The organism is Leptospira limi, from assembly GCF_026151395.1.
GTDB classification, from domain to species: Bacteria; Spirochaetota; Leptospiria; order Leptospirales; family Leptospiraceae; genus Leptospira_A; species Leptospira_A limi.
The window spans coordinates 2,289,132-2,314,931 of the sequence record NZ_JAMQPV010000001.1 but is presented as its reverse complement, the minus strand read 5'-3'; the positions used below and the strand labels follow the sequence as shown (position 1 = coordinate 2,314,931).

The 25,800-nt window shown below is 38.3% G+C and carries 25 protein-coding genes and 2 tRNA genes; 4 read left to right on the top strand and 23 right to left on the bottom strand.

The window, feature by feature from the left end; all coding sequences use genetic code 11:
• Positions 1-18: 18 nt before the first annotated feature.
• Entirely contained in the window at positions 19-552 is a 534-nt protein-coding gene (locus ND812_RS10675; RefSeq protein WP_265375437.1) for a TlpA family protein disulfide reductase, read from the bottom strand.
• On the opposite strand from ND812_RS10675, the gene ND812_RS10670 reads away from it, so the two are divergent.
• A complete protein-coding gene (locus tag ND812_RS10670) occupies positions 552-938 on the top strand; it encodes a hypothetical protein (RefSeq protein ID WP_265375436.1) in 387 nt (128 codons plus the stop codon). The genes ND812_RS10675 and ND812_RS10670 overlap by 1 nt on opposite strands.
• Here ND812_RS10670 and ND812_RS10665 read toward each other — a convergent pair.
• From ND812_RS10665 to recN, 8 genes are all read right to left on the bottom strand, one after another.
• A complete protein-coding gene (locus ND812_RS10665; protein ID WP_265375435.1) occupies positions 924-2,060 on the bottom strand; it encodes a glycosyltransferase family 4 protein in 1,137 nt (378 codons plus the stop codon). The two genes, ND812_RS10670 and ND812_RS10665, sit on opposite strands and share 15 nt — an antisense overlap.
• Positions 2,054-2,923: a 3'(2'),5'-bisphosphate nucleotidase CysQ gene (locus ND812_RS10660; protein ID WP_265375434.1), complete on the bottom strand. Its 870-nt coding sequence runs from the start codon at positions 2,921-2,923 to the stop codon at positions 2,054-2,056. The genes ND812_RS10665 and ND812_RS10660 overlap by 7 nt, the downstream gene beginning before the upstream one ends.
• A 23-nt stretch (positions 2,924-2,946) precedes the next feature.
• The gene (locus tag ND812_RS10655; protein ID WP_265375433.1) at positions 2,947-3,375 is read right to left on the bottom strand and encodes an LIC11625 family surface-exposed protein; all 429 of its coding nucleotides are present in this window, start codon (positions 3,373-3,375) and stop codon (positions 2,947-2,949) included.
• 18 nt (positions 3,376-3,393) lie between these two features.
• Complete coding sequence (locus ND812_RS10650; protein WP_265375432.1) at positions 3,394-5,577, bottom strand: ATP-dependent helicase; 2,184 nt, start codon at positions 5,575-5,577, stop codon at positions 3,394-3,396.
• Positions 5,578-8,454, bottom strand: a complete 2,877-nt coding sequence (locus ND812_RS10645) for a BamA/OMP85 family outer membrane protein (protein WP_265375431.1) — start codon at positions 8,452-8,454, stop codon at positions 5,578-5,580. It lies immediately after the preceding gene.
• A gap of 3 nt (positions 8,455-8,457) precedes the next feature.
• Positions 8,458-8,889 (bottom strand): ExbD/TolR family protein, encoded by a 432-nt coding sequence (locus tag ND812_RS10640; RefSeq protein WP_100717074.1) that lies wholly within the window; start codon positions 8,887-8,889, stop codon positions 8,458-8,460.
• Between the two features lie 6 nt (positions 8,890-8,895).
• Positions 8,896-9,513, bottom strand: a complete 618-nt coding sequence (locus tag ND812_RS10635; protein ID WP_100717075.1) for a MotA/TolQ/ExbB proton channel family protein — start codon at positions 9,511-9,513, stop codon at positions 8,896-8,898.
• Positions 9,514-9,588: 75 nt separating this feature from the next.
• Positions 9,589-11,298: a DNA repair protein RecN gene (gene recN / locus ND812_RS10630; protein WP_108959041.1), complete on the bottom strand. Its 1,710-nt coding sequence runs from the start codon at positions 11,296-11,298 to the stop codon at positions 9,589-9,591.
• A gap of 130 nt (positions 11,299-11,428) precedes the next feature.
• Here recN and ND812_RS10625 point away from each other — a divergent pair, with 130 nt between their 5' ends.
• Positions 11,429-13,135: a patatin-like phospholipase family protein gene (locus ND812_RS10625; protein ID WP_265375430.1), complete on the top strand. Its 1,707-nt coding sequence runs from the start codon at positions 11,429-11,431 to the stop codon at positions 13,133-13,135.
• Here ND812_RS10625 and ND812_RS10620 read toward each other — a convergent pair.
• The 10 genes from ND812_RS10620 to ND812_RS10575 form a co-directional block, all read right to left on the bottom strand.
• Complete coding sequence (locus ND812_RS10620) at positions 13,132-14,133, bottom strand: PLP-dependent cysteine synthase family protein (RefSeq protein WP_265375429.1); 1,002 nt, start codon at positions 14,131-14,133, stop codon at positions 13,132-13,134. The genes ND812_RS10625 and ND812_RS10620 overlap by 4 nt on opposite strands.
• Positions 14,134-14,511 (bottom strand): FKBP-type peptidyl-prolyl cis-trans isomerase, encoded by a 378-nt coding sequence (locus ND812_RS10615; RefSeq protein WP_265375428.1) that lies wholly within the window; start codon positions 14,509-14,511, stop codon positions 14,134-14,136.
• 8 nt (positions 14,512-14,519) lie between these two features.
• The gene (leuD, locus tag ND812_RS10610) at positions 14,520-15,146 is read right to left on the bottom strand and encodes a 3-isopropylmalate dehydratase small subunit (RefSeq protein WP_265375427.1); all 627 of its coding nucleotides are present in this window, start codon (positions 15,144-15,146) and stop codon (positions 14,520-14,522) included.
• 1 nt (position 15,147) lies between these two features.
• Entirely contained in the window at positions 15,148-16,542 is a 1,395-nt protein-coding gene (gene leuC / locus ND812_RS10605) for a 3-isopropylmalate dehydratase large subunit (protein WP_265375426.1), read from the bottom strand.
• 78 nt (positions 16,543-16,620) lie between these two features.
• Positions 16,621-17,451: a hypothetical protein gene (locus ND812_RS10600; protein WP_265375425.1), complete on the bottom strand. Its 831-nt coding sequence runs from the start codon at positions 17,449-17,451 to the stop codon at positions 16,621-16,623.
• A gap of 1 nt (position 17,452) precedes the next feature.
• A complete protein-coding gene (locus ND812_RS10595) occupies positions 17,453-18,934 on the bottom strand; it encodes an FHA domain-containing protein (protein WP_265375424.1) in 1,482 nt (493 codons plus the stop codon).
• Positions 18,894-19,655, bottom strand: coding sequence for an ATP-binding cassette domain-containing protein (locus tag ND812_RS10590; protein ID WP_265375423.1), 762 nt, complete (start codon positions 19,653-19,655; stop codon positions 18,894-18,896). The genes ND812_RS10595 and ND812_RS10590 overlap by 41 nt, the downstream gene beginning before the upstream one ends.
• Positions 19,642-20,229 (bottom strand): D-sedoheptulose 7-phosphate isomerase, encoded by a 588-nt coding sequence (locus tag ND812_RS10585; protein WP_265375422.1) that lies wholly within the window; start codon positions 20,227-20,229, stop codon positions 19,642-19,644. Before ND812_RS10585 ends, ND812_RS10590 begins: the two co-directional genes overlap by 14 nt.
• Complete coding sequence (locus tag ND812_RS10580; protein ID WP_265375421.1) at positions 20,219-20,992, bottom strand: LBBP_01157 family protein; 774 nt, start codon at positions 20,990-20,992, stop codon at positions 20,219-20,221. The genes ND812_RS10585 and ND812_RS10580 overlap by 11 nt, the downstream gene beginning before the upstream one ends.
• Positions 20,979-21,800 carry a glycosyltransferase family 2 protein gene (locus ND812_RS10575; protein ID WP_265375420.1) on the bottom strand — a complete coding sequence of 274 codons (822 nt, stop codon included), beginning with the start codon at positions 21,798-21,800 and terminating at the stop codon, positions 20,979-20,981. Before ND812_RS10575 ends, ND812_RS10580 begins: the two co-directional genes overlap by 14 nt.
• Positions 21,801-21,830: 30 nt before the next feature.
• Here ND812_RS10575 and ND812_RS10570 point away from each other — a divergent pair, with 30 nt between their 5' ends.
• A complete protein-coding gene (locus tag ND812_RS10570) occupies positions 21,831-23,750 on the top strand; it encodes an O-antigen ligase family protein (RefSeq protein ID WP_265375419.1) in 1,920 nt (639 codons plus the stop codon).
• A 396-nt stretch (positions 23,751-24,146) separates the two neighbouring features.
• Here the strand turns inward: ND812_RS10570 and ND812_RS10565 are convergent, their stop codons facing one another.
• The 4 genes from ND812_RS10565 to ND812_RS10550 all read right to left on the bottom strand — a co-directional run bounded on the left by ND812_RS10565 (position 24,147) and on the right by ND812_RS10550 (position 25,191).
• Positions 24,147-24,491: a type II toxin-antitoxin system PemK/MazF family toxin gene (locus ND812_RS10565; RefSeq protein WP_265375418.1), complete on the bottom strand. Its 345-nt coding sequence runs from the start codon at positions 24,489-24,491 to the stop codon at positions 24,147-24,149.
• Positions 24,478-24,726, bottom strand: coding sequence for a ChpI protein (locus tag ND812_RS10560; protein ID WP_265375417.1), 249 nt, complete (start codon positions 24,724-24,726; stop codon positions 24,478-24,480). Before ND812_RS10560 ends, ND812_RS10565 begins: the two co-directional genes overlap by 14 nt.
• 295 nt (positions 24,727-25,021) lie before the next feature.
• A tRNA-Leu gene (locus tag ND812_RS10555) sits at positions 25,022-25,105 on the bottom strand.
• Between the two features lie 15 nt (positions 25,106-25,120).
• A tRNA-Cys gene (locus ND812_RS10550) sits at positions 25,121-25,191 on the bottom strand.
• Between the two features lie 133 nt (positions 25,192-25,324).
• On the opposite strand from ND812_RS10550, the gene ND812_RS10545 reads away from it, so the two are divergent.
• Positions 25,325-25,750, top strand: a complete 426-nt coding sequence (locus tag ND812_RS10545; RefSeq protein WP_265375416.1) for an LIMLP_04285 family protein — start codon at positions 25,325-25,327, stop codon at positions 25,748-25,750.
• Positions 25,751-25,800 lie beyond the last annotated feature (50 nt).

Here is a 25,800-nt window from a genome sequence, read left to right as displayed (position 1 = left end):
TTGTTTGGCATTGCACAATTATGGCAGATCAGACTTGGACCAAACATGAGAACGGATGACAAGCCCTGTTAGGTCTTCTTTTTCCAAGCCGTACTGTCGGTACACAATTTTTCCGGAACGATCAAAAACAAGAACACATGGTATTCCTTCCACTTTGTAAAAATCTGTCATTTTCCAGTCTTTATCGAGTAAGGTGGGATAACTCATCTTCAATCGAATCATATCTTTTTTAATTTTATCTAGAGGTTCCGTCGTGTCCGTATTGATCCCGCGAAAAACAAAATCTGACTCGGACACAGAATGTTTCCATTCATTGATCGTAGGTACTGCCTTTGCACATGGTTCACACCAAGTGGCCCAAAAATCCAATACAATCACTTTGCCTTTCCAATCTGACAAAGTCTCAGTGGTTCCAGTGATGGTTGGAAGTGGGTCTGGATAAAAATCTACTTTTCCTGCGTCTGGTTTACAAAAAAAGAAAGTAAGGAAAACGAGAAAATAAAATCTGGAAGATATCAATTGGGAGAATACGGTTTTACTTTTTGGAATCATTGATTTATAACTACTTCTCCAACTTAGACGAATGGAATGATTACGTAAAGGGAAACTGGAAAGGAAAAGGCATTTCAATGATCCCTTCCTTCACAGAACCATATGAATCCGGTGATGAAACTCTCGTTATATGGAAGTTTCAAGAAAACCAAATCAAATCCGTTTTTTCTCGCGGGAAAACCAAATATAACCTCCATTGGTCGGTTGAAGGAGACATTCTCTGTGACAGGATCAAACTATTCGCCAATGCTGAAGATTGGGAATGTGAAATCCAGGCGATGACAAAAGAACGGTTTCATTTACATGTGGTCCCGAAACAAGACAAAACTAAAATTTTATTTTCTGGCGTCGTGACAAAAAAGAAAGGTTTTTTATCCTTCTTCTAAAACAGATCGAAATACAGATTCTGTAATTTTAGCTGCATTTTCCCAACGAAATTCATCAATGGAAACATTCACAGGAGTTGGATTTTGAAAGAATGAATCAATGGCTTCTGCCCAACGTTTTGCATCTTCATTGGAATTGATTGGTAAATAACAAACATCTTTTTTTCCAATTTCATGGAAGGTAGGAATATCAGAAACAATACACGGAACCTTATGGAATAAAGCTTCCACCATCGGAATTCCAAATCCTTCATATTTACTCGCAAAAACAAAAAGTCCTGCTCGTTTGTACACATGTTGTAATTCTGAATCGGAAACAGAATCCAAGATAAAAATATCTTTGTAGAGTGTTCGTTCTTGGATTAATTCTTCAATGAATTCGGGAGATTCCCATCCGATTTTTCCAACAATCACCCATGGTCTGTAGTGGTGGGGATTTTTTTTTCTGTATTCTCGATATACTTCTAATAAAAAGGGATAATTTTTCCTTGGTTCGATAGTGGAAACAGACAAGAGATAACCATTCCCCAAGTCTTTCACTCGGTTTGAAATCGGTGAGTCTAATAACTTTGTCATTTCCACTGGATTCACACCAGGATAAGCAACTCCAGTTTTTTCAACTGGATAATCAAATTTTTTACACATATCATCACTTGTTTGTTTGGATATGGATAGTATAAAACTCGATCGCCTAACGGAATAACTTTGGAATAATCTTTGTTGTAATCTCGCAATCCAACGCATTGTATTTGGATATAAAAACAAAACCAAATCACAATACGTGAGAACTGCCTTAAGTTCTCTTGGCAAAAAAGGTGGCAACACCTGTTGTGAACCCCAAAACAAATCCAATCGATGGGTCATTAAATAAAAAGGAATGTAGAGATTATAATACAATCCACCTTTCCATTTCAAAAAACCTCCACCTTCTACCCACCTAACATTTTTTAACTCAAGGACTGCTTTATGATCAGGATGAATTGGCAAATGTGAGAATAGCAAAAACTCATATTTCTCCTGATTGGGAAATGCTTTTAAAGTTTCTGCAATGAGACGTCCAACTCCAGAAACTCTAGTGGATAAAGGGCGAGCATCCAATCCAATTTTATAAGTTTTTACCATCGTTCCTTCACCTTAAGTGAAAGTTGGTGGAAATCAATTTTACTTTCCAAATATTCTACAGATTTTCTTTTTCCTGCAACAAGCCCAAAAGATAATGTGGTTTTTTGATTAAAGGAATAAGGTTTGTCTTTTAATGGAAAAAAAGTGAAATTTTCCTCATCTAATAAAGCAATACCACCACAAATATCCCATTCATTTTTTGGTTTTAACGAGACAATTAAATCGATAAATCCTGCGGACAATAAACCAAGTTTATAGGCAATACTTCCCATAGACCGAATTTCAAAATCTTCATGCCAAAAAGAATCATCAAAAAGACCCTCTCGCATTTCTGAAGCCGAAACAATTAATACAGGCTTTTTAGTTTGGTCATTTGATTCTTGTAAGGGATGTAATACGGAGCCACTTTGAACAAGTAAGGTTCTAAAATTATCTTCTGTTGCATATGGTGCCTGGAGTTTTGCAAAAAAACTATTTTTTGCCTTCGAGAAAAATTCACCAGTCGCAGGGTTAAAGATGATCCCCCAAATTGCTTCACCATTCCGAACAAGTCCCAAACTAAGTGCAAACTGGTCATTTTTTTTGACAAATTCACGAGTTCCGTCAATTGGATCTAAAATCCAAACCCATTCCTTTTCTAAACGAGATACTGTATCCGCTTTTTCCTCAGACAAAAACCCATGTCCGGGAAATCGATTGGAAATTTTTTCATACAAAAATTCACTCGCATACAAATCCGCTTCAGTAACAGGATCATTACCACCTTTATCACGAATCTGAAAATCAGTTTTATAAATACTTAAGATGGAATCCCCAACTGATAGAACCCACCTCCATACTTCCTGAAACTCTTGTTCTTCCATTCCGTCCTTTATTTGGGACCTAACTAATTCTTTTTTTCTTCTTTATGTGCACCAGAACTTAAATCCAATCCTTCTGGTTTCTCTAATACAATTTCTTCTATTGGTGAAGTTACATATGTTTCAGGATCCACAGGGAACTGGTATTGAAAATAATAGTTTTTATATTTTACATAGAAAGTATTTGTACCTTCTGGACGTTCTGTTTGTAAGTCTTGGAATTTTAAATCTTTTAATTCTTTTTTTGGATTTGCAAACCGTTTTGATAATGTACTGCGAACGGAACTTACCATATTTGCTTCAAAGTTTTTTTTCTTTTGTTCTTCTGTGAGTTTTGGGTTTCTCAAATGGTCTTCTAATTTGGTAAACTCTTCCGCCAAACCAGTGCTCTGTTGTGAATATAAAAGTGTAACACTGCAACTCACGATTATCATTACATTAATCAAAAACTTCATAAGTTTACCCCTGATTCCTCATGATATTATCTCTAATGGTGTATATGCCAATAAGAATTTTTTATCCAAATGAGAACCGAATCTCACTTCTACCTTTCGGTTGTCCCCCGAACCAGACAAACTCAATATACGACCTACTCCGTATACTTTATGTCTAACTTTCGTTCCGATTTGGAAATCATTGCCTCCTGATTTAGCAAGGACTGATTCAAATTTTTCTTCTGATTTTTGGAACCTTTCCGCACGTGGTGTCACATCCGGCCTTCTAACTCCATATCGATTTTCGGTAAATTCCCCTTCTAAATATTCTTTTGGAATCTCTTCCAAAAATTGAGACGGTAACCGAGCATCCACTTCTCCAAATTTTCGAGTAAAACGACTAAAACTAATCTCTAAATGTTCGCGTGCCCGAGTGATCGCAACGTATGCGAGTCTTCTCTCTTCTTCGATTCCATCAGGAGAATCAATCGAAAGGAAATGGGGAAAAGTTCCCTCTTCCATTCCCGTCATAAAAACATGCGAGAATTCCAATCCTTTTGCATTGTGAACTGTCATAAGGATTACGTAATCAGGAAGATCTTTTGAATTTTCTTCACTTGTGATAAGAGAAATATTACTTAAATATTCTTCTAAGGTTGCTTCAGAATTTGTTTCTTCAAATTCTTTGAGTGCATTGACAAATTCATTTAAATTGGAAAGTCTCGAAAACGAATCCTCAGTCCCTTCATTTTCTAAAAACTCACGATAACCAGAATGTTCTAATACATCGTAAGCAATTTCGGAAGGAGTTTTTTTTCTCAAATCTTCCATTGCGGATTCAAACATCCGATACAACGAATGTAATTTTTGTGAGGTTCCCTTTTTGATTTCAGGAATTGGTTGGCCTAAACACTCAAATAAAGATAAACCTTCTTTTACGGAATGGGTCAGAAGTCGATTGACTGTGGTATCACCAATTCCTCTGGGAGGAGAGTTGATGATTCGGAGTAAAGAAGTTGAATCCACTGGATTCACTACCACAGACAAATAAGCAATTAAATCTTTTACTTCTTTTCTGTCAAAAAATCGAAAGCCACCAAAAATTTTATATGGGATTGCTTTTTTCCGAAGTGCTTCTTCAAAATATCTGGATTGTGAATTGGTTCTGTAAAATATAGCGAAGTTGGAATACTTTTTTCCCCTTCGGAATCCTGACAAAATTTTTTGAACAATACCTTCCGATTCTTCCATCTCATTTTGGTATGCAGTGAGCTTAATCTTATCACCTAACGGATTTTCAGTGCGTAAGGTTTTATTGGTTCTTTGTTTGTTATTCGCAATTAAGGCAGCTGCGGATTCGATGATGGTTTTTGTGGACCGGTAATTTTCTTCTAATTTAACAACAACTGCATCGGGATAATCTTTTTTAAAATTTAATATATTCGATATATCAGCACCACGCCAGGAATAAATAGACTGATCATCATCTCCAACCACACATAAGTTCTTATGAAAAGACGAAAGTGACTGAACCAAATGGTATTGTATTTTATTGGTATCTTGGTATTCGTCTACCATGATGTATTTCCATAATCTCTGGTATTTCTCCAAAATGATTGGGAAATCACGAAATAAAATCACAGTCTTTAAAATTAAATCACCAAAGTCCAAAGCATTACGTAATGATTTTCTTTTTTCATATTCCAAAAATACAGAAGCAATCGATTTTGTATAAGCATCATCTGCCTTTTTTTTTGCAAATTCTTCCGCTGTTAAAAAGGAATCTTTGGCTTGTGAAAATTGATTCGCAAGACTGGATGGACGAAATTCTTTTGTGTCCATCTCCTTTGATTTTAAAATTTCTTTGATCAGTGACTCTTGCATATCACTGTCATATACAGTGAAATTACTCCCAAGTCCTAAAACCTTACCTTCTCTCCTCAATAGATACAAACAAAGTGAATGGAAGGTACGAACAAAGGGTTCATAGTTTCCATCCGGCAATAAACTTCTGCACCTGGAGCGCATTTCCTCTGCAGCTTTATTTGTAAATGTAACAGCTAAAATCTGATTTGGATAAATTTTATGATTGAGGATTAAATTTGCAATTCTGTATGTGATAACTCTTGTTTTGCCTGAACCTGCACCTGCCAAAATTAACAGTGGTCCATCAACAGTTTCAACAGCTAGTTTTTGCTCTGCATTTAGCCCGACTAACTCCACTTAGAATCGCATGTCCCCAATTCCAAATACAAACTGGAAACTATTATTATCAGGATACAATCCAAAAGGTCTATCTTCAACACCAGTATACCGAATCTTTTGTGCAAAATACAAACGTAGTGGTAGAACTGGAATTTGTATCCTTAGACCAAAACCCCAAGAAAATCGAAAATTTGACATGGATAAGTTTTTACTCGAAAGTACCAAATTCCCTGGATCATTCACGACAAGTGGAGAATCGTAGATTTTTTTACCATAGGCATTGTAATTTTCAAATAAATACGTCTCAACTGGTTCTGTAGATCTTTGAGTTGCCACCAAACTATCATAGTTCTTAAAAAATTCCTTTCGTTCTCCGACCGCACGATTGATCTGCTCATACATGGAACCTGCGTCAAAAAAGATGACAAACCACAATAAGGTTGGTTCAATAGGAAACCTTAATTCAGAAGTAAATAATACCCTACTGGAAGCACCATCTTTCCATTCATCAGGGTAGTATTTATCATCAAAAAACCATCCACGTAAAGATTCGTATCCACCCAGAAACAACCGGTCTTGCACTTGGATGTAAGGAATTCTTTCTTTATCTTGGTTTCTATATTTAGGAGTCCTTTCAAAAGTAAATACGGAAGAAGTCCTAAATTGTTGAACAACTCTCCATCTTCTAAGAGCATTTTTTCGGATTAAACCAAAAAAAGTATAATCAAACCATGTATGATAATATTCTAATATAGGGCTGAACTGATCAAAATGACTTTCTCCACCTAGATACTGCCCAACATTGTCTACAGAAAAGATTAAATTAAAACCTTGTGTTGAATTAAAAACGTTATCACGGCTATCGTAAGCAAGACCATTCGTTAACTGTGAACGAAATTGCCATCCGCGATCTACTTCGGCAAGCACTTGGTCAGACACAAGAGATGTAGGCCGAGTTGAGGCAAAAAATGATGGGGAATAACGATGGAAATGTGTCCAGTTAATGAGAAACCTGTGTCCAATACCTGCACTGACACCGACCCCTGATCTTTCATAGGAAGCAACTTCTTTAATCCCTTGGTTGTTATTTTCTGTAATGGAAGTGGCTCCCACAAACAGAGTACGTGAGGAATAAAAAGCAGAAAGAGTTAAAGACCAAGGTTTGTCCATAAACCATGGTTCTGTCCAAGAAATTTGTAAGTATCTACGAATCGGACCAAACTCTACTCTTCCAGTGATTTGTTGCCCTGTTCCATTTAAGTTATTTTCACCTAACTGCGTGAAGATGGAAAATCCAGTGATCGTTCCGTATCCACCTCCCATTGAGACAGTTCCAGTTGGTTGTTCGAGAAGTTCGATGATCAAATTCATTTTTGTTTCATCTGAACCTGGTCTCATATTAAAGTTTACTTCTTTAAAATAACCTAAGTTAAAGATCCTTTCCCTAGAACGGTTCACAAGTGATGAGTTAAATAAATCACCTGGCTTAAAAAGTAATTCACGCCGAATTACTCGGTCTTGGGTTTTTTTATTTCCCTTAATGATGATATTTTCGATGAATGCTAAATTGTTTTCACGGATCGTAAAATCAACGTGAATGAATTTTTTACCGCGTAACTTCGGATCTTCTTCATATATTTTTCTGAGTCTAGCGACATTCAATCGATTGTATTCTTCATTACAATCAGCGATTGCATCAGAACTTCCTCTTTTATCGCAATTCTCATATCGTGACAAGGATCCATCACTAAGCTCTATCACTTTTCTTCTAGGAATTACCTGAGCGAATAGATATCCTTTTGCCGAATAAGCTTCGTTAATTGAAGATCTATCCTTTTGAAATTTTGTTTCATCGAAGACCTCCCCTACATCGACAGGAGCAAATTCAAATTGGTCTTCTAAAAACTTGACGGGGTAAACTGGAGACCACTCTTCTTTGGGCGTTCCAATCGGATTATTTTCTTTATTTAAAAACTGTGGCATCCCATTGGGAGCAATCGTTAAATCGTGACTCGTTGTATAACCGTTATAAAAGTATTGTTCACCTTCAATTATCTTAAAATTAACAATAACAACACGTTTGTCTTTTTTCTTGGGATTTTCCCAACGGATTTCCCAATTTGTACCTTCATTACTAATTTCTGCGTCTACATATCCCCTAGATTTTAGATAAGCAGCTATTTTTTGTTTATCAGATTCAAAAGCAGATTCTTTGAATACTCCTGATTCAATGATACCACTTTCCTTTAAATCCATGATCCCTTGGATATCGTATGTATCGATTTCATTATTACCAAAGATATTGATTTTACTGACAGGAATTTCTTCGCCCTCATCAATAATAAACTTCACCTTAACTGTGTTTGTTTCCGGATTCACTGGTTCCGTTTCAAAACGAACATAGGCTAGAAAAAATCCTTCGTCTCGGTATTTTTTCAGAATCACTTCTTTTGAAAGAGTCACTTTCTTCGGAGTAATGACTTCGTTTTCCTTCAATGGAATTTTATCTCTGAGGTCGGATGGGAAAACTTCATCTGCACCTATAAAATCAATATCTTTCACCCTAGGTCGTTCTTTTACTAGGACTAAGATTTTAACTCCATCACCATCAGCTTCGCCTTGGATGTCGATGTGGTAAAAAAAACCAGAAACAAACAATGCGCGCATGTCGGCATTGAGTAAACCCTGAGAAAGTTGGATCCCAGGTCTCATATCCATTAATTCTAAAATATCATCCGAGGATGTATTGATGTTTCCTTTAAATTCTATTTTTGTAATGACTTTATCGATGAATACAGAGCGGTTAGACCATAAGGATACCCACTCTGCTGATGTTATCAAAAGCAAAGACAATACAAATAGGCTAAGGTATTTTAAATTTTTACGAAGTTTCAAAAATTACTTAGTAGTGCCTTTTACCATTGCTAGGTTAAAGCGACTAACACCTGCAGCATTCACTGCATCAATCACTTTAACAACAACTTGGTAGGACGCACCACCATCTCCGCGAATGATCACTTTGTTTTTCTTTGGATCTCTTTCTTTTTCAGGTCCCAAAAACCCATTGATTTTTTCCGTCAGTCCTTCTAAAGGAACCGGTTCGGAATTTTGATCCAAATAAATTTTACCCTGTTTGTCAACAGTGATGACTAGTTCATCTTTTTGTTTTTCTTTTGCAACACTGGAAGATCTTGGCAATTCCACTTTTAAAGCTGTATTTTTTTCCAACGTTGCATTCATCAGAAAGTAAATTACGATAAATGAAATTACATCGATTAGCGGTGCAAGTTCGATATTATTAAATGACTTTGTCGTTTTACGAAATTTCATTTTTTGTTATCGTTTGTTCAAATGAGGAAGAACTAAATCTGTTACGTTTTCCATTTCCGTAATTTTCTCTTCTTTCATCCTAGAAAAAACATTATAAAAAATATAAGCAGGAATGGCAATTCCAAGTCCCATTGCAGTCGTGATGAGTGCTTCCGAGATACCCACTTCGGCACCTTGTGTTCCCGCACCTTCGGCAAAGGACCTTACGATACCAATCACAGTTCCAAGAACTCCTAACAACGGTGCAATGGTTGCGATGGTCCCAAGTCCAGTGAGGTAACGTTCCATCAAATAAATTTGTCGGAAACCTTCTTGTTTGATATCCTCTTCCCAAAACGAAACACCGCGGCGTTTTAAGTCAAAGGCCATTCGGAGTAAGATGGCTGCTGGAGATTGTACGTCTTGTGTAAGGACATCTTTAGCATCATCCCACTTGCCTTCTCTGGCAAGTTCTCTTACACGACGGAAGTGATCTTGTGGGATACTTTTTAATCTCCAATAATACACAAGTCGTTCCACGATGATGGTAAAACCAACGATGGATACAAAAATGATCAAAATGGGAATGGTTTGTGGAGGAACCGATGAAATGATTGAATCTGATTTAGCGAAAGGAAAAGACATGAATGAGACCCCATTGAAGGATTACGAATAGAGTTTTCAGTCTTCCCTTTTTCGCCAAATACTATTTTTAAAGGACTAACCAGCTTTTTTCATCAAAAGGTCTGTTGCCGCTTTGAGGACTGCAGAGGTCACCTGTTTTCCCCCAATCATCCGAGCGAGTTCCCGTTTTCTCTCCTCAAAATCCAAAACCGATGCTTCCGAGACAGTTCGACCACCTTCTTGCCGTTTTTCGATCTTTATTTGGTGGTCTCCCGCCGCTGCCACTTGTTGGGTGTGGGTGATGAGTAAGATTTGTGAATTTCGTGCTAGTTTTTTAAGCTTTGTGGCCATGGCCTCTGCTGCTTCACCGCCAAGACCCGTATCCACTTCGTCCAGAACCAACATTTGGGGCGAAGGTGCTTGTTTGCCAAGGACACTGCGCAGGGCAAGCATCACCCGAGAAAGTTCTCCTCCAGAGGCTACTTTGCGGAGAGGTCGAGGTTTCTCCCCTGGGTTGGCGCTAAAATAGAACTCGATTTGGTCGAGCCCTGTTTCTGAAAGAAAATAGGACTTAGATCCTTCCTCTACCTCACCTTCTGGATTTTCCTCCCATCGAAGGACCACTTGGAGTTTCCCTCCTTCCAGACCTAAATCAACCATTTCCCTTTGGACTTCTTCTTCGAATTGTGAAATGGCATTCCTTCTTAATTTTGAAAGTTGGAAACCTAATTCTTTGAGTTCCGCCAAACATTGGTCTTTTTTGATTCGTAAAAAATCTTCATCACCTGCTTGTTCCTTCCAACGTTCTAGTTCCGATTTTTTTTCCTCTAAGAGTTGGTTGATTTCTCCAATGCTTCCATTGTATTTTTTCTTCAATTTTTTAAGGTCTTGGAGACGTGCTTGTACCATATCCAACCTTTCGGGACTGAAAAATAATTCTTCCTCTTCTTCACGAATGACAGACTTCAATGATTTAAGTCTATCATACACCTCTTCCCATTCCTCTAACATGTCTCTTTTTTCAGGAATGAGGATGGTTACTTTTTGAATGGCATGGATGAGACTTGGGAATACTTTGAGGATGGAATTTTCTTTTTCCGAAAGTTCTTCCAACACCAAACGGTAGTTCTCTGCTAATTTTTCTCCATTGGCGAGTAAACTTTCTTCAGAACTTAGGCTTTCTTCTTCTCCGTCTTTCGGAGCAATTGTCTCAATTTCTTCCACTTCATATTCTAAAATTTCCTTTCGTTTTAACATCGTTTTCCGAGTTTCTTCAAAGTCAGAAAGTTTTTGTTTCCAGTGGCGGTATTGTTGTAAGGCAGATTTGAACTTAAATTTCAAAGACTCCAAATTTCCAAACCGATCGAGAAATTCCAATTGGTTGGATTTTTCTAAAAGAAATAGTTGTTCGTTTTGGCAATGGATCTCTGCCATTGTTTTCCCGAGTTCTCGTAAATGAGTGGTGGACGCAAGACTCTCGCCAATTTTAACTCTTGCCTTTCCATCTTTCATCAGTTCTTTAGTGATGACAATTTCATCACCCGTATAACGAAACCCTTGTTCCATTAAATAATCTTTCGTTTGGTTTTGGCCAGTGAGGGACAAAACGGCTTGTAAGGAATAACGATCCTTCCCTTGCCGAATATTGGCCGTGGAACACCTACCACCAAATAGCGAAGCCAATGCATCGAAAATTAAAGATTTTCCAGCACCAGATTCTCCAGTGAAGACAGACAAACCCTCCGAAAGGGAAAGTTCAAGAGATTCAAAAAGGGCAAAATCCTTAATTTTCAAATGTGTGATCATATAGACTCCTGTTTGCTATACATACAGTTACTACTTAACATATAAGTAGTCAACGAAATTTTTTGAAAATTTTAAAAATTCTCAATTTCTCTTCCCTTCCTTTTTGAAACACTGGTGGAAAAGGCACCCTATGAAAGATCTTGAAGGCAAAATCCACCTCGTTTCAAGTTTACCCCTATTCCGCAGTCTTTCGAAAAAAGAAAAAACTTGGGTGGCTGAGTCAGTTCACATTGTCGAAAGAGAACGAGACGAAATCCTTTTCACTGCAGGTGATAGTGATCGGAGTTTATTTTTAATTCTTTCTGGTGGGATTAAATTGTTTCTCCCCAAAAAAGGAGAAGGCAAACGAGAAGAAGAAGTTCAATACCTAAAAAAAGGGGAATATTTTGGAATCCAAGCTCTATTAACCGGCGAGAAACACAACCATACGGCTGTTACCGTCACTGAATCAAGATTTTTGGTTTTATCCCAATCAGAATTCCAAAAATTAATTCAAAAAATCCCATACCTTTCCATCACCTTTTCTAAAATGCTGACAAAATCCTTACGTGGGGAACTGTTAGGCGGAAAAGAATACTTTCGCAATTCGGTGGTTTGCCTTGTCCATTCCGATCCAATTGCAAAAGACAGGTTTTCCGATGAACTGGTAACGAGTATCGAAAGGGAATCAGGTAAAAAAGCAGTCATCCTACATTTTGGCCAAAATGGAAATCCACCTGCTCCTCATGCGAAATCATACAAATTCAAAGATGCAGATCGCATCAAAGAAACCTTAGGCAAACATTACGCTAGCCATTCCTTTATTTTTTTAGAAGTGTTTCCTGATACAGAAACTGATCTCAAACAACTGTTAATCGATGAAGCTGACCATATTGAAAACTTTGTTTCCAAAGATGTAGGATCAAATCTTTGTGATTCGATCACAAAAGATGCAAAGGAAAATCAAATCCTCTACCACGAAACAAATATCAGAGATATCCTAGACCACGGCAAATGGGATATTTTTATTCGTAGGAAAGCAAGAGAACTTTCAGGGGTAGAGATGGGAGTTGCTCTTGGTGGAGGAGCTGCCCTTGGCCTTGCACAAGTTGGGATCATGAAGGTGATGGAAGAAGAAGGTATTATTCCAGACATGATCGCAGGAACCAGTATTGGCGCTATCATCGGTGCATTTTGGGCCAGTGGCCTGGGTTACAAAGGAATCCTTCCCTTACTCGGTGAAATTGATAGTCTCTTTAAAATGTTCAAACTCGTAGACTTATCCTTTCCAGGCCAAGGTTTACTCCATGGAAAACATGTTCGAACACTTCTCGAAAAATACTTAGGTGATTTGTACTTTGATGATTTGCCGATCAAATTAAGGCTCATTAGTTGTGATATCTCAACACGACAAGAAATTGTTCTATCGGAAGGGAAGGTATTGGATGCTGTCATGGCAAGTATCTCGATCCCTGGAGTATTTGTACCCCAACCCCAAGAAAATGGAAAAACCTATGTAGATGGGGGGATTGTGAACCCACTCCCCGTTTCTGCACTGACCCAAGAAGGGATCCAAAAAATCATCGCAATCAATTCTATGCCGAGTTCCAAAGATGAAATGAAAACAAATAAACTCCTCAACTTAAATGTACTCGATATCATTGTAAATAGTTTGTATTCTTTGCAATATCGTATTGGTAAATATAGCGCTCAGGAAGCAGATGTGTATTTAAATCCGATCCTCCCCAATTCAAATTGGTTTGAATTTTGGAGGAGTAAGGAGTTTATTGAACTGGGTGAAACAGTGACAAAAAGTTCACTTGAAGAAATCAAACAACTGTTTAGCGAAAAAAATTAATCCCGATCAGGGGATAAAATCACAATATTAAATGGGTTTCTTTCATTTTTTTCTGATTCTGAAAGTGTTTCAGAAAAACGAAGGGCACCTGTAATCACAGTACCAGTCGTAAGACCAGCAAAAATTCCTTCTTTTTCATATAAGTCAGCTTGCAGGTGTAAGGCTTCGTCTTTTGTCACATGGAAATAATGATCAATGAGTTTTGGATCATACACTGCAGGAAGACGGATCCTTTCACGTTCTTTTGGATTGTCTGTTTTTCCATATTCCATAAAAGGAGAGTTTTGTTTTCCAGCGATGATAACTTTAACCCTTCTGTCTTGTGACTTCAGGTAACGACCGATTCCCGTAATGGCACCACCAGAACCAGGTGCAGAGATCACAGCACCTACCTTCCCTTGTAAATCACGCCAAATTTCTGGACCTGTTGTCTTAAAATGAAAATTGGGATTGGCTGGGTTTTCCAACTCATCAGGCAAATAACCACCCATTTTTTTTGACTTTTCTTCTGCGAGTTCTGCTAACTTCAAAGGATCAGATTCATTTGTTACTGTCACTTCTGCACCGTAACTCCTGAGGAGTTGGACTCGTTCGGGAGAGGTTGTGAGTGGAACAAGGCAATAAACAGGGTAACCTTTTACCTTTCCTATCCATGTGAAACTAACAGACGAAGAACCAGCACCGGAAAGGATAATGGGCATTCCTTTTTTTAATTTTCCGCGTTTTTCGGCATCTAACACCATTGCAATGGCAGTTCGATCCTTAGCAGAGCCAGTGGGATTTAAAAACTCGGCTTTTAAATAAAACTGAACTCCCGAATACTCGGAACCAATTCGATTCAATCGGATCAGAGGAGTGTTGCCAATCAATTGTAAGACATTGTCTTTAATCGGTTTGGCAACGGAAAGTTCTTTTCCAAAGATACCTTGTACATTGTTAAGCGCTTGCAACAAACTGTTGCCAAAGTCATCAATCCCTTTGGAAATTGGATCTATCATTTATTTAACTTTGATTAACTCAACATCAAACACAAGTGTAGAGTTGGCAGGGATGGGACCCACAGCTCTGTCACCGTATCCAAACTTTGGTGGAATGGTTAGTTTCCGTTTTCCACCTTCCTTCATACCGACAATTCCTCGTTCCCAACCTTGGATCACTTGGCCTTGTCCCAACTGAAAACTAAATGGTTCCCCTCTGTCGACAGATGAATCAAATACCTTTCCATTGGTAAGTTTTCCAGTATAGTGAACCACAACTGTCGTTCCACGGATCGCCTCTCTCCCTAACCCTTGTTTGGTGTCTTGAATGAGAAGTTCGTCTGCAGAAAGTCCTGTCACGAATAGTAATAAACTGAGAGTTAAAAATAACTGTTTCATGTGACTAATTATACACTCTTTCTGTACAACCAGGGAACATCTTTTTGGTTCTTTTCTTCAAATTTTTGAATAAAATCTGCTTTTTGGAGGGTAAGACCTATATCGTCCAAACCATTGAGTAGGCAATGTTTACGGAAGGCATCTACTTCGAAAGGGTATTTTTTCCCTTCCTCTGTGATCACAACTTGGTTTTCTAAATCGATTTCCAAATTGGCACCAGGTTTTTTGTCGATCGTTTGGAATATTTCTTCGATTTGTCCTTCTGGTAAAACGATTGGTAACATTCCGTTCTTAAAGCAGTTATTGTAAAAAATATCCGCGTAAGAAGGGGAAAGGATGGCACGAAATCCGTAGTCTTCTAATGCCCAAGGTGCGTGTTCACGAGAAGAGCCACATCCAAAATTGTCACGAGTGACAAGGATTGTGGCACCTTGGTATCTAGGTGCGTTGAGAACGAAGTCTGGATTTGGCTTTTGGCCTGCATCATCCAGAAATCTCCAATCATGGAATAAATGTTGTCCAAACCCTGATCTTTCGATTTTACGAAGGAATTGTTTGGGGATGATTTGGTCTGTGTCTACGTTTGCTTTGTCAAGTAAGGCTGTGATGCCTTTTAATTTCGTAAATGCTTTCATCTTATTTCCACTCCCGAATGTCTACAAAATGACCTTCTACAGCAACTGCTGCTGCCATTGCGGGTCCCACTAAATGTGTCCTTCCGCCTTTTCCTTGTCTTCCTTCAAAGTTCCTGTTGGAAGTGGAAGCACAACGATCTCCTGGTGACAACACATCATCATTCATAGCAAGGCACATCGAACAACCTGGGTTACGCCATTGGAAACCAGCTTCGAGGAAAATTTGATCGAGACCTTCACTTTCTGCTTGGCGTTTCACTCGGCCAGAGCCTGGAACAATGATGGCTTCCACGTCTTTACTCACTTTTTTACCTTTCACCGTGTTTGCGACAACACGAAGGTCTTCAATTCTTGAATTGGTGCAAGAACCAATGAATACTTTATTTACTTTCACATCGGAAAGTTTTTGCCCTGGTTTTAAATCCATATACGCAAGCGCTGATTCTGCGGATTTACGTTGGACTGGGTCAGTAAAATCATTAGGACTTGGTACTGTTGCCGTGACTGGAATCACTTGGCCAGGGGATGTTCCCCAAGACACCATAGGTGCAATTTCATTTGCATTGAGGATAACGGTTTTATCAAATTTAGCACCAGGGTCTGTGGCATACGCTTTCCACTTAGCAACTGCAAGCTCAAACTGTTCTCCTTTTGGAGCAAAGTCTCTTCCTTTGATGTAGTTGATGGTCGTTTCATCTGGTGAGATGAGACCTGCTCTTGCACCAGCTTCAATTGCCATATTACAAATGGTCATACGGCCTTCCATACTGAGGGAACGAATGGCCTCTCCTGTAAATTCAATCACATACCCAGTCGCACCGTCTGTTCCAATTTTTCCAATGATGGCAAGAACGATGTCTTTTGCCGATACAAGTGGAGAAAGTTTTCCATCCACTCTGATTTCTAATGTTTTTGGTTTCTTTTGGACAAGGGTTTGTGTTGCTAACACATGTTCCACTTCTGATGTACCAATCCCAAAAGCAAGAGCTCCAAAAGCTCCGTGTGTTGCTGTATGAGAATCCCCACAAACAATTGTCATACCAGGATGGGTAAGACCAAGTTCGGGTGCTACTACGTGAACAATTCCATTATCAGGATGGTTGATATCAAATAAAGTAATGCCGTTTTCTTTACAATTATCCATCAATGTTTGCATTTGCAAAACAGAAATGGGATCCACTGATTTCCAATCTCTAGTCCTTGTGGATACGTTGTGGTCCATCGTTGCAAATGTTGCATCGGGACGTCTCACCTTTCGGTTGGTCAATTTTAAACTTTCGAAGGCCTGTGGGCTTGTTACCTCGTGGACAAGGTGTCTATCAATATAGATTAGGCAGGTCCCATCTTCCTCGTGAACCAAATGGTCATTCCAAATCTTCTCAAACATGGTTTTCATAACTAGACTCCCCCACTTCCAGTCATAACTCGGACATGGGGGTCTGTGTCCAGGGAATTTGAAAAAATAGATTGATTCTTAAGGTGTTTGGACAGTAGAGCCGTCTACATACGTCCCAGAGATACTGGAACAATGGGCGGCTGCGGTGCCTGCCCCACCAGTGAGAGGTGCTGTGTACACACTGATGATGTATCCCACACTGGATTGTGTCACCTTACATGAGCCGACCACACCAGTCTCTGTACACTTAGCTGTCTGTTTTGTCCCCGAGAGGCAACTTGTCAAATACCCATAATAATTTTGGCAGACTCCTCCACCTATGGCACAGGCAAATTTGTAAGTTTTGGTAGAACCCCCGTTTAATAAATCAGTGAGGTCTGAATCGGAAACAGTTTGTACCGCAGTCCCATCCGTTAACACGGACAAAGGATTGGCAGTGCCACTTTCCGATTGGTAGACATAAAGGAGGTAACTCCCAGATTTTGTGAAACTAATGATGGTTTGGGTAGAGTCAGTTTTGGTGTATTCGGTACCTTCTTTGGCAAGAGGAGCAACATTTAATTCCAACGGGCAACTCGAGGAAGTATACACTGCCACTTTTGTGACTCGGGATAGAACTACCCTTGTTCCAATTTGAGCACCTTTGATTTGCATCACGGCATAATAAGTATCCCCAGCAAGTAAAAACGAAACCGACTGGGAACTCGTTGTGATCCCTGTATAACCCGCTTTCAGTTGAGAACCAAGTCCTGCCACCGTACAACCACTGGCTCCCGATTCTTTCGCAAGGAAAAGAGAAGTAGCGGTATCATTTTTTTTTGTTTCACCAGAACAAAATAAAAATACAAAGACGGAAACCAAACAAACTGTGAAACTGATTCGTTTTCTCAATTTTTGTACTGCTGGCATTTTAGTATCTCCCTCGAAACGTAAGGATGGTTTTACCCAATTGAATTTCATCCAAATTGTGCAGAACTTTTGGGCGTAATAATTTTTTGCCGTTTAAGTATACACCCGAGTGGGAAAGACAATCAAACAATATATATTTTCCCCTTCGGTTTTTTATCTTTGCATGGAAACCAGAAACATTTGGATCATGTAAGACAATATGATTGGATTCAAAATTACCAATTGTCATCTCATCCCATTCTAAAGGGATTGGTTCATACATTTGGCCCCCTTCCCTTACTTGGATGACAGCATAAGTGTAGGATACTCCTGGCAAAATTTCCTTTTCTTTGGTCGCAAGAGCAATTTCTCTATCCTTTGCAGCCTTCTCCAAGGTTTCTCCATACATACGATCATAAACGGCAAGTTCCTCTTTTCGTTCCAGGTTCTCACCTTCAGGGACTAGGATCGCAGTTTTTTCGATTCCATTCCTTCGTTCATTCTGAATCGGTTCAAATCCTCTTAAATAATAAAGGGAAGCAATACATAGTAAAATAAGAAAGAGACTCACGGGGAAAAAAACAAATGGATCCGAAATTTTGAGATATAAGGTTTGGAAAGGAGAAATTTGATATTGGTATTCAAACCGAACACCATTTGTAACAGACGTTAAAGTCCCAAAAACGTCATTCTCTTTCCACAATGATAAATTCCATGGAGAAGAATAAGAAATCACCCAATCAGGACTCATCGTTGCTTTTAGTTCAGAAAATAAAAATTCAAAACTCTCCGACTTTGAAATTGGATAAAAATTTCCCTTTGTATAACTCACAAGTTTATTGGCTTCCAAGGAATTGGGTGAAAGCACAATCAAGCGTAAGTTTTTGTCATTGATCTGCCGAGCAAACTCTGGAATTTCAAATCGATCTGGCCATTCATTTGCAAAACTCACGAGCAGTAAGATATGGTCCTCTTTGGTTTTATTCGTTGGAATCGAATCAACAAATCGTTCCCAATTGCGAATCGGAAACTGTAGGTTATTTTCCTTTGGGAAGGGAAACGTAACATCCAAAACTTGGGAACGAATCCTTTCAAACACATGAAATGTTTGGTCCGACTGGATATGGAGTTTAGAATGGCCACCACTTTGTTCCGATATTTTGACAAGTTGTTGGACAAGGTGGAGTAACCACCTTCTGTCTTCCGCATTAGTATAACTAGGAATGGAAATATTTAGATAGAGTGGGTTTTTAGTTTCAAGTTGGGATAAGTGGATGTCTTTAGTGAGCCTTACCGTATTCCCCAATTGTTCTTGGAGGGTATAACCACCAGTATTTAAATTTCCATTTACATGCAAACGGAGTTTTACATCTGGATACGACCGAAGGTCAATGGACCGAAAGGATACTTGGCCCTCTGGAAATAGGGATAAGGGCAAAACAAAGAAAAAAAGGAAAACAACCCTATTGAAATAAAACAGATGCTTCCTTGAGTTGTTTCCCATATTCCGAATTTGGCTCCAATTGGTGGTTGTTTATGAGAAGCGTTTCCATTACTTCCCCTTCTTTCATTATCGTAACTTGGGATGCTAGACTTTCGATGATCCGAAGTTCATGTGTAATAAAAACAACTGTCATCCCTGATTTTGCAAAGTTTTGGACTGTTTCCAATACAATTTTTTCAGAAAACGCATCAAGCCCCGTTGTTGGCTCATCTAAAACAAGAATTTTTGGATATCGAAGGAATGCTAACGTAAGTAAGATCCTTTGTTTTTCACCACCTGAAAGGTTTTTGGCAACCCGTTTCCAATGCCCACGTGGGATGGATAATTGATCAAAATAGGATAGAACCATTTCTTCCGTGACATGGGTTAACTTAGAAAGTTTCAGAAAATCTAAAACTTGGCTCCCAATGGTTCGATAGGGATGGAAGGCTAAATTGGGATTCTGAGGGACGAGGAAAACATTTTTTTTCTCAGGAAATTCATTTGAAAAAACGTCACAACCTAACACAGAAAATAAATCATAACTGATTTTGCAGTCGTCTGGTAAAATGGAAAATAAAGCTAGTGCAAGAGTCGATTTTCCAGATCCAGATTCGCCGATAATTCCATGGATGGTTCCGGCTTTGATTTCCATTCCAATGGATTTCCAAATGGAATGGCCTTCTTTAGTGATTAACGAGGCATTTTGAATTTGGATGACAGGAATATTAGTCGAGTCCAAACAATTCCTTCTCTATGATACTACAAAGTATATGCCCAATGAGAATGTGAGATTCTTGAATCCTTGCAGTAACTTTAGAAGGAACAATCATTTCCACATCTGCTTTTCCTTTTAGCTTTCCACCGTCTCCACCAAGGAGTAATACAACTTTCATTCCAATTTTTTTGGCTTCTTCTACCGCCAAAATGATGTTTTGCGAATTTCCAGAAGTTGTTAAGCCAACAAATACATCTTTCGGTTTTCCAAACGCCTGGATTTGTCTTTGGAACAAAAATTCATATCCATAATCATTGGAACAAGCTGTTAACACTGCTTGGTCACTGTTCAGAGCAATGGCAGGAATTGCTTTCCTTTCATTCCCTGATTTGTAACGTACAACCAATTCAGCTGCAATATGAGATGCATCACAACTAGATCCACCATTACCACAAAAAAACAAAGTTCCATCATTTCGTAATGAGTCCACTAACAGTTTTCCTGAAGCGGAAATATTTGGTAATAAAGAAGGAAGGAGTTGTTCTTTGACTCGTATGGATTCTTCAATTTGGGATTGGATGATTGTACTATGCTCCATGTTCTATTTCCTTTTCTCTTCTTTCTTGTATCAGATTGATTTTATTACCAAATTCTTTTAATGCAGAACCAAAACCATAAAGATTTTTTGTTTTGGAATGTGGGTTGTTTTGGCTACTAACTCCTAAATTCAAATAAAACAATTCATCCCTTACGAGGCGTTTTTGCCTTTCTGTTGCGATTTGAACAAAAAAATCTTTACACTCCTCTCCAATGGCCAACATAACAAGTGCCATAGAGTTTGGAGACATTTGTAATAACAATTGTTCCTGCCAAAATCTTTCCCAACTGAGAACAACCCGCCAATCATCTTTGGGAGCATCGGTATCTAAAAATAGATCTGCTTTTGGTATGGCAAATTGATTCAGAAAGTCATCCAATTTTCCAATCTCTTTGGTAAGATTTTGGTTCAAATCACCCTCATCAACAAATAACACACCTGCCCATTTCCCATCCTTATTTTTATACAAATGGTTATCGGTAACTAAGATGATCGAATAATCCTCACCTTCGATTCGAAATAGTTTTTCATTTGTTTTTGTTAAGCGAAACTTTTTTGTTTCGGTAACAAGGCCTGAGCTTACCTGTTTTGTGGGGAGTTTCTTTTTCCAAGATTCGTTTGCTGTAACCCATTCCATAAGAAACGATTTTGGCTCTTTTTTCCGTTTTTCAGAATCCTGTCCCTTGGAACTTTGGTCTGATTGGAATAGGGAGAGGAATTTTTTCCAAACTCCCCTTTTCTTTGGTAAACTATTTTTTGCCATAGTCTTTTCTTACATTGGAAGGTCGTTCCAACTTCAATTTGTCCAGTTCATATAATTTCGCATATTTCAGGAAGGTCGAAAATGAAGATGCAAGGGCAATCCAAAGTCCAGGGATTCCATCTAAAAAACCAAATTTAAAAACATAAATTTCAAGGAATTTTCCAAAGGGTTTAAAAATTGTTTTTAGAAGAGAAAACTTTTCTCCTTTCGCATAACGAGTATAAGCAACAATACTTGAGAATTGATTGATCGTATTAATTTGGTGGCTAAAATCGGTAAAACTATAATGTAAGATATCACCTTTCATTACCTTTCCCCGAGATCCCATTTTTAATTCTAAATAGTCGTGAGGGTTTTCACCGACCCAACTTGCACTTTCTTTCTGAAACAATCGGTACCGGCGTTGGGGATACCAACCACTGTAACGGATCCACTTGCCTAAATGGAACGTAAGTCTTGCGATTTTAAATCCTTCACAATTGATTTCCTCTGCTTCAAGGAAGGTGATGATTGATTTTTGGAGTGTTTCGTTTGCTCTTTCATCTGCATCTAAAGATAGGATCCAATCATTTTGACAATAGGAAATGGCTTTGTTTTTTTGTTCCACATGACCAGGAAAGGGAGCTTCGAAAAATCGAACGGTGGGGAATGATGTTGCGATTTCTTTTGTTTTGTCTGTGCTTAATGAATCAAGTACGATGATTTCGTCTGCAAAGGTAATTACGGATCGAATACAATCACCGATGTTTTTTTCTTCGTTGAAGGTGATGATTGCCACCGACAATTTTCTTTTTCTCTTGCCATCCATAGGAGTTAAAACCTATTCTTAGAACCAAATATGATTGGGAAAGAAACATTTCATACGGTATCCTTTGTTTTTCTCTGGCTTTTTTTGGCTTTCTCCCCATTTTCCATTAGCCTAAGCCAAATCTTCGCAAGCCTATCCCTATTCTTTTTATTCCTACACCAAATCAAAAACAAAGAACTACCCAAATTCCCAAATGCACTTCTTTTTTGGATCGGACTCTACATTAGTTTTTTAATTTTTCCTCTTATCGAATACCAACAGATCCATTGGAAAAAGGACATCGTAAAAACTGAATTTGGTGATCTATGGATGGCTTTTTTACTCCTCCACGAAACATCTCTTACAAACTTACAGAAAAAAAAATTACAAAAAGCAGTTCTTTTGGGATCGATTTTCCTAATCCTTTCAGGACTTGTTTCTTTATTTTTCCATTACAGACTTGCTCCCTATGTTATGGATGGTTTTCGTTATATCGAGGGAAAACGACTTCCCCATTTACTCGCAAATCTAAATGGAATTTCGATTTATTTGCCAATCGGTTTCCAGAGTACTCATTTAACCTATGGCGGACTACTTGCTTTATACCTTCCTTCGTTGTGGGAAAAAACATTTGTACTCTTCCAAAAGAAACAAATCCGAATCCATTTTTGGAAAGTTTCTTTGGTATTTTTTAGTTTCTCTTTGTTAGGTTTTTTTCTTCTATTTTTAAACCAAAGCCGGTCGATTTGGATTGGTTTTTTGGTTAGTTCCATCCTTCTCTACCAGAATAGAAAACCTTCGTTAAAAAAAATCCTACCTTGGCTCGTATTTGGAATATTTTTGATTCTGACAATGCTTATCATCTTTTATCATACCAATTGGATTTTCCAAAGGGCCATCGATGACATCTTCACCAAACGTTCGCTAGAGAACCAAAGAATTTGGATCCATAAAATCAATTTCATTTTGATACGAGAAAATTATCTTTTTGGAATTGGTGCCGGGAACTACGGCGAACGTTTTATTGATTCAGCTATTCCCATCATCGATCAATTTCCAGAACTCTACTACGATTTATTCATTACTCCTAAATCACATGCTCATTTTGATTTTTTGCATGACATCCTTCTCGGAGGAAGTTTCGCCTTTATTTTCTTTATGAGTTTTTTGTGGGGGATTTGTAAACATATTGAATCCACTCGAAAGCAATTTCTATTTTCGATCGGAATTTTTGTAGTACTCATTGCGGGAAGTTTTCAGTGTTATTTGTTAGATGATGAAGTATTATTACCTTTTATGGGTTTATTGTCGATCCTCCCACAATTGAGAAAAAACAAATTGGATTTACATTCCACAATAAAGGATCAACTTGGGAAACGTTCTACAACTGTTTTTCAAAATCGAAATTACATTCCCGTTTCCTTCGGAATGATTTTGCTTTGGCTTTTTTCCTCTTTGACTGTCACCTATCTATGGAGCCAAACGGAAGATAAGGATTTGGTCATTCACCGAACAAGGAGCAAAGATAACTTTCCAAGTCCATTCTCACAAAAGTCAATTGGTGCAGAATTTCCAATTCCCTTACCAGGCAATCCCAAAGAATGGTATTTCAAACTTTCAGGCTGTTTGGACAAAGAAGTGAATTTAAGAACCAAACCCGTCATCAGGAAAAAACCAATCCAAGTGAAAATTCTTTGGGACAAGGAATTTGAAAAACATTTACCCAATTCCATTCGAGTCGAAATTCGAAAACGAGAGAGTTTTGACCAAGACAAAGAATATAAAGTTCATGGTGAACGCGTTCTCAAAACCATCTCACTACCGATCACAGGAAAAGATCATCTGGTCTCCATAGATCCAAGTGATATGCTACAAGAAGCACCAGAGTTTGTTGATTTTGGATTTTGGTATGAGTGGGAGGGAAAAGAACCTTATTTACCGAGGATTGAAATTTCTGGGAATTGTGAGTAGAGGAATATTCTGTTGGTTGGAAACAGCACCTAGCTGATTCATTTTTACCTGGGAAGACACTCGAGTTTGCAACGATAATCTAGAAATTGCAATGAAAATAATCTAATACACCGGAACTGGACCCCAATAACGACATTCAATCTGTTCTCTTTGTCGATATTTTTTTCTATCTCTGCTCTGTGCCCAATAACAATCACCAACATTAACGCTTTCGGGCCAAAAGTCACCATCCTTCTAATATTTTTTATCTTTAATATTGGAATTTTTCTGGTTCGTCAATTATATCATTTTTAAACAATATCCTACATGAGATGAATCCCTATGTTAAATGAATCGTTATTAATTTTACTAATAAAACAGAATGGATCATTTTTTTCTGAAATTTCATCGATCACTTTATGAACTTAAAGAAAGAACTAATTTAATTCCCTCTTCAATTTTATTGATACTCTTTGATTTTAATTCCGATGCCCTACTAATGAATCTTTCTCGATCAAGAGACACTATTTGAGAAATATTCACAACTGAATCTTTAGAAAGGTTTGTCTCTTTACGAGTCAGCATCACATTCCCAGGCGCCTTTGCTAAATGCATATTAGTTGTCAAAGGTACGACAATAATTGAATTAATATTACTTTCATTGAAGGAATCATTTTGGATGATGAAAACAGGTCTTTTGAATCCAGGTTCACTTCCAAAAGGAATCCCAAGATCGACCCACCAAATCTCACCACGATTCATTTTTTAGACTATTTCTCAGAATTGCAACAGACACATCAGAAAGGGAATTATCCTTTTTAGTTGTATCATTTGAATACACTTCATTCAATTTCTCTGTAATCTTCTCTTTTGAATGATTCTGGATGAATTCTTCCAGAGCTTTTGCAAATAATTGACTTCTAGGAATTCCAAGTTTTTTTGCAGTATTTTCAGCAGTTACGAAAAGATCATCTGGTATCGAAATAGCCGTCTTCATATCTTAAGTATGACCGGGGTATAACCATAATTCAAGTTTTTTTTCAGGTCCTGTAATTAGAAAGAAAAGGATTCAAAATGAATCTAAGGCAAGATAAACAAGTCGGAGAAAGGGGGAATGATTGTTTGTTTGATTTTTTGCGTCCGCGGGAATGGCATCAAATTTCGGCCCTCCTGGCCTTTCGACCTCAGCCCGTCCGACTCGCGACTTCGAACTTCCTGTCCTAAAGAAAAATGGCTTCACGCTCCCTATGCGGGTTCGTTACCATTTTTTTCGCTCGTAGTCGTTCGAATCATACCTGGAGCGGGAATCGAACCCGCACGGGATTACTCCCACAGGATTTTAAGTCCTGTGTGTCTACCAGTTCCACCATCCAGGCGTTTGTTGTAAGACTAGGCGTCGGCCGGATTCGAACCGGCGGTCAAGCTTTTGCAGAGCCATGCCTTACCACTTGGCCACGACGCCAATCGTGACTTTGGATAGGCTAAAATAGGAGACCTAGGTGTCAAATGGAAACTGAATTCACTTTTCATCGGATTGTAACATTTCTTCCAAAAATCAAATTGCTCCCCCTATTTTTGTAAGGTGCAGTGCAAATATGAAGCTCCAAAGATTTGTTTTTGTAACAATTTTATTATTTTTCCTTCACCCACTCCTCGCAGATACCGTGAAAGTAAAAACGACAAAAGAAGTATTAGAAAATGTAAAAACTTCTTCTCCAACTGCTAATTATGTTTTAGTGGAATCGCAAGATGGCACCAAACAAGCGTTCAAGAAAAATGCTGTAGAAGTCACAACACTTCCTGTTGTTTGGGACCAACCGAAGGAAGAAGAAAAACCTGGATTCTTTTCAGGATTATTTGCCTCCAAAGGGAATTCAGAGGGACAAAAATCTTCGGAACCGAATGCGGAAGGGAACCAAGAACCGTCCAAAGAAGGAAAAGAAAACGAGAGTATTCTCTCCAAACGCCTTCCTGAGCTCGCAATGGGTGGAATGGCTCTCCTTTGGATCCTACTCCCTTAAAGGAAATAGGACGATTCCATTATTCTAAAACATGACCTCAAATCTAAATC

Coding starts and splice junctions, on each gene's coding strand:
- ND812_RS10635 (WP_100717075.1), bottom strand. CDS start 9,513: ATGTCTTTTCCTTTCGCTAAATCAGATTCAATCATTTCATCGGTTCCT.
- ND812_RS10565 (WP_265375418.1), bottom strand. CDS start 24,491: ATGAATCGTGGTGAGATTTGGTGGGTCGATCTTGGGATTCCTTTTGGA.
- ND812_RS10665 (WP_265375435.1), bottom strand. CDS start 2,060: ATGGTAAAAACTTATAAAATTGGATTGGATGCTCGCCCTTTATCCACT.
- ND812_RS10655 (WP_265375433.1), bottom strand. CDS start 3,375: ATGAAGTTTTTGATTAATGTAATGATAATCGTGAGTTGCAGTGTTACA.
- ND812_RS10595 (WP_265375424.1), bottom strand. CDS start 18,934: ATGGGAAACAACTCAAGGAAGCATCTGTTTTATTTCAATAGGGTTGTT.
- ND812_RS10545 (WP_265375416.1), top strand. CDS start 25,325: ATGAAGCTCCAAAGATTTGTTTTTGTAACAATTTTATTATTTTTCCTT.
- ND812_RS10660 (WP_265375434.1), bottom strand. CDS start 2,923: ATGGAAGAACAAGAGTTTCAGGAAGTATGGAGGTGGGTTCTATCAGTT.
- ND812_RS10580 (WP_265375421.1), bottom strand. CDS start 20,992: ATGGCAAAAAATAGTTTACCAAAGAAAAGGGGAGTTTGGAAAAAATTC.
- recN (WP_108959041.1), bottom strand. CDS start 11,298: ATGATCACACATTTGAAAATTAAGGATTTTGCCCTTTTTGAATCTCTT.
- leuD (WP_265375427.1), bottom strand. CDS start 15,146: ATGAAAGCATTTACGAAATTAAAAGGCATCACAGCCTTACTTGACAAA.
- ND812_RS10560 (WP_265375417.1), bottom strand. CDS start 24,726: ATGAAGACGGCTATTTCGATACCAGATGATCTTTTCGTAACTGCTGAA.
- ND812_RS10585 (WP_265375422.1), bottom strand. CDS start 20,229: ATGGAGCATAGTACAATCATCCAATCCCAAATTGAAGAATCCATACGA.
- ND812_RS10600 (WP_265375425.1), bottom strand. CDS start 17,451: ATGCCAGCAGTACAAAAATTGAGAAAACGAATCAGTTTCACAGTTTGT.
- ND812_RS10570 (WP_265375419.1), top strand. CDS start 21,831: ATGATTGGGAAAGAAACATTTCATACGGTATCCTTTGTTTTTCTCTGG.
- ND812_RS10575 (WP_265375420.1), bottom strand. CDS start 21,800: ATGGATGGCAAGAGAAAAAGAAAATTGTCGGTGGCAATCATCACCTTC.
- ND812_RS10625 (WP_265375430.1), top strand. CDS start 11,429: ATGAAAGATCTTGAAGGCAAAATCCACCTCGTTTCAAGTTTACCCCTA.
- leuC (WP_265375426.1), bottom strand. CDS start 16,542: ATGAAAACCATGTTTGAGAAGATTTGGAATGACCATTTGGTTCACGAG.
- ND812_RS10640 (WP_100717074.1), bottom strand. CDS start 8,889: ATGAAATTTCGTAAAACGACAAAGTCATTTAATAATATCGAACTTGCA.
- ND812_RS10675 (WP_265375437.1), bottom strand. CDS start 552: ATGATTCCAAAAAGTAAAACCGTATTCTCCCAATTGATATCTTCCAGA.
- ND812_RS10615 (WP_265375428.1), bottom strand. CDS start 14,511: ATGAAACAGTTATTTTTAACTCTCAGTTTATTACTATTCGTGACAGGA.
- ND812_RS10620 (WP_265375429.1), bottom strand. CDS start 14,133: ATGATAGATCCAATTTCCAAAGGGATTGATGACTTTGGCAACAGTTTG.